Raw genomic sequence first — 3197 nt, forward strand, 5'->3', positions numbered from 1 at the left:
GGCAGCCCCACACGCAAAGAACTCACCTTAGCACGGACCGCAACGACGAAGATGACCCCCATGTTTTGTCCACTCCCGAGAGGAGGAGACGGGCTGACGCGCGTCGCCTCCGAGGTTTCGCGCCAAACGCCGCCCCATGAATGTCGCGCCCCCGCCGGTTCCGGCGGGGGCGGCTTTGCACCCTCAGGCGCCCTTGACCTCGATGTGCTTGACCTTGGCCTGGGCTTCGGGGGTCTGGGGCAGACGGATCGTCAGCACGCCATCCTTGAAGCTCGCCTCGGCCTTTTCGCCATCGACGCCCGGAGGCAGCGGGATCGTGCGGTAGATCGCGCCATAGCTGCGTTCGGAGAGGTAATATCCCTTCTTCTCCTCCTGCCGCTCGATCTTCTTCTCACCCTTGACGGTCAGCATGTCGTCGCTGACGGACACCTCGATGTCCTTCATGTCCATGCCGGGCAGTTCGATCGACACCTCGACCGCGTTGTCGGTCTCGACCACGTCCGAGCGGGCCTCACCGCTGCCCCAGGGCCAGTCGAGATCGCCGAAGCGATTGCGGAAGCTTTCGAAGACGCGGTTCATCTCGTGCTGAAGCGCGATGATCGGGTTGTGATCATCGCCCTTGGGTTCGGGCGCGTGATCCTTGTGCGTCCAGGGGATCAGGTCCTTGATCTGCATATCCATTCCTCCTTCTGGTCAGGATGCCTTGATGGCGATCTTCTTCGGCTTGGTCTCGGCCGCGCGCGGCAGCGAGAGTGTCAGCACGCCGTGCGAGACCGTGGCCTCGATCCTTTCGGGGTCGAAATCCTCCGACAGGGTGAAGGACCGCTCGTAATCGCCCTCGCCATATTCGGCATAGGCCAGTTGCAGCTTTTCGGTGCTGGTGGGCCGCACCTTGCCGCGGATCGTCAGCACGCGCTTTTCCAGCGTGACATCCACGTCATCGGGGGCAACACCCGGCATTTCGAGCATCAAGGTCACGCCCTCGTCGGTTTCGACGATATCGGCCAGCGGCTGATAGACGCGCCCGCCGGTGGTGGTCTCGGGCGTCTCGGCCGGGGTCTTCTCGGCAGTTTTAGTGACTTCGGTGGTCATGTCGAACTCCTCCTCTCAGGCGGCCTTGATCGCGATCTTTTTCGGCTTGTCCTCTTCCGGACGGCCGACGACGATGCGCAGAACGCCATCCGTCATCCGCGCCTCGACCTTGTCATCGGAGGCGGCGAAGGGCAGACGGACGGCACGGCTGAACTTGCCATAGCCGCGTTCGTTGCGGTGCCAGCGGGCGTTCTCGGGCAATTCCGGTGCCTTGCGCTCGCCCGAAATCGTCAGCACGTCGTCTTTCACATGGATGTCGATATCGGCCGGATCGACGCCGGGCAGTTCGGCGGTGATCGCCACGGCCTCGTCGCTCTGCCAGACGTTCACCGCCGGAAAGGCGGGCCGGGCCGCGAACGACGGCGTGAAGCGGTCTGCATCGCGCAGCATGGAGCGCATCAGCGCGAACGGGTCGCTTCGGCGCATGTATGTGGGATAAAGCATGTCTCGCCTCCTTCATTGCCAATCCATGACACGAGAGGCCTCGTGTCAGCCAAGGCGCCCGAGGAGCGGGACACGGTGAAAGGTCCGCCGAACGATCGGCGTTCGATTGACATCGCGTTGCCGATTCACTCCCGAACTGGCGAGCCATCGGTGGTCCGCTCTTGCAGCCGAACCTCTCTGCGTATCCTTGAAACCCCAATCAGGCGTCTCGATACCAATAATGGAATGTGTCGTGGCCGTTTCAAGAGGGTGCCCCCCGCAATTTCCGCTCAGCGCCAGACACCCCAGGGCCCGAAGCGCGGCGGCGCGATCCGGCCGGTCTGCGGCAGGCGCAACGGCGCCTCGGGATGCGTCTGCCGAAGCGGCCCCGCCAGCGCGCGCAGCCGTCGCACGCGCTCCTCGGTCGGCGGATGGGTGCGCAAGAGCGAGGGCTCGGGGATGCGCCGGCCCGGAAGGAACATCTCTTCCCAGAACCGCCCCGCGTTGCGTTCGAGCTTGAGAAGCGCCGAGGCCAGCCCCTCCGGGTCGCCGCTCAGCCGCGCACCGCCCAGATCGGCCTCATATTCCCGCGTCCGCGATAGGGCAAGCTGCAGCAGCGCCATGATTGTGGGCGAGAAGATCAGGAGAAGCGGCACCTCCCAGGGCACATAGGCCGCACCCATGAGGATCAGCGGCAGGTTCACAAGCAGGATAACCTGGCCGAACCAGGATGCCAGCGACACCGCCCGTGACAACGCATCGGCCAGCCCCATGATCCACAGGTCGCGATGGGCGACATGGGCGACCTCATGGGCCAGCACGCCGGCCAGCTCGCGCCGGTTCATCAATCTCAGAAGACCATCGCTGACGCAGACGGCGCATTCATCCGGAGAGCCGATAGCGAAGGCGTTCGGCATCTGGCTCGGTACATAGTAGAGTTCCGGTACACGCGGCAGCCCGGCGCGGCGTGCGAGTTCGGCCAGTATCGCCACGCCCTCTGGAAATTCCCGCCCGCTGAGCCTGCGTGCGCCGTAGGCGTTCAGCAATAGGCGTTTCGGGATGCCGGGTGACAGCAGCAATCCCAGCAAGGATCCAATGACGATCGCAATCGCCAAGCCCTGTCCGGCAATCGCCGAAACGATGAACCAGGCGATAACCGCCATACCTGCCAGAAGCAGGATGGATTGCAGCAGGTTCAGGAATTGGTGGCGCGGCGTCGCAGTCATGATGGGAATAAATTTCACTTACGGCTAACGGGAAGTGGCACGCCACGGGATTTAAGAACTTTGGCCGTTGTTGCCAGCCTCGACTTTATGGCGGATCTGACCTGCCATGGGTCTTTCATCCGGCCACGACCGGAGCCCGGTTGGTGTTTACGCCGATCGGCGCAGGTTGAGCAATCGCCCGACGCGCGGAGCTATCATCTCGCGTGAGCCGAGGCGGGCGATTGCGGTGGTCAGGGCCCGCGCGTAGTCAGCCGGGGTCTGGTAGTCCAAAGCCGAATGCGGACGCTCGGTGTTGTAGTCGGCAGCCCAAGCGGCGATTACGACGCGCGCATGAGCCAGGTTACGAAACATGGTCTCGTTGAGTGGCTCGTCGCGCATTCGGCCGTTGATGGGGAAGACGGCCCCGCTCCTGAGAAGGGACCGTATACTGGTCCTACTTTGCAGAAGGAGCATTCC

Annotated in this window: 4 protein-coding genes and 1 pseudogene; all 5 read right to left on the minus strand. The window is 63.7% G+C overall.

The window, feature by feature from the left end:
• Window positions 1–183 precede the first annotated feature (183 nt).
• A complete protein-coding gene (locus BMI87_RS21705; RefSeq protein ID WP_078523533.1) occupies window positions 184–675 on the minus strand; it encodes an Hsp20/alpha crystallin family protein in 492 nt (163 codons plus the stop codon).
• Window positions 676–693: 18 nt separating this feature from the next.
• Window positions 694–1092 (minus strand): Hsp20/alpha crystallin family protein, encoded by a 399-nt coding sequence (locus BMI87_RS21710; RefSeq protein WP_078523530.1) that lies wholly within the window; start codon window positions 1090–1092, stop codon window positions 694–696.
• 15 nt (window positions 1093–1107) lie between these two features.
• A complete protein-coding gene (locus tag BMI87_RS21715) occupies window positions 1108–1536 on the minus strand; it encodes an Hsp20/alpha crystallin family protein (RefSeq protein WP_078523531.1) in 429 nt (142 codons plus the stop codon).
• Window positions 1537–1805: 269 nt separating this feature from the next.
• Window positions 1806–2741, minus strand: coding sequence for a zinc metalloprotease HtpX (locus BMI87_RS21720; protein ID WP_078523532.1), 936 nt, complete (start codon window positions 2739–2741; stop codon window positions 1806–1808).
• 115 nt (window positions 2742–2856) lie between these two features.
• Window positions 2857–3197, minus strand: a pseudogene (locus BMI87_RS21725) (transposase); the annotation flags it as partial.

It is taken from the genome of Thioclava sp. F28-4 (genome assembly GCF_002020045.1).
In the GTDB taxonomy this organism is placed as follows: Bacteria; Pseudomonadota; Alphaproteobacteria; order Rhodobacterales; family Rhodobacteraceae; genus Thioclava; species Thioclava sediminum.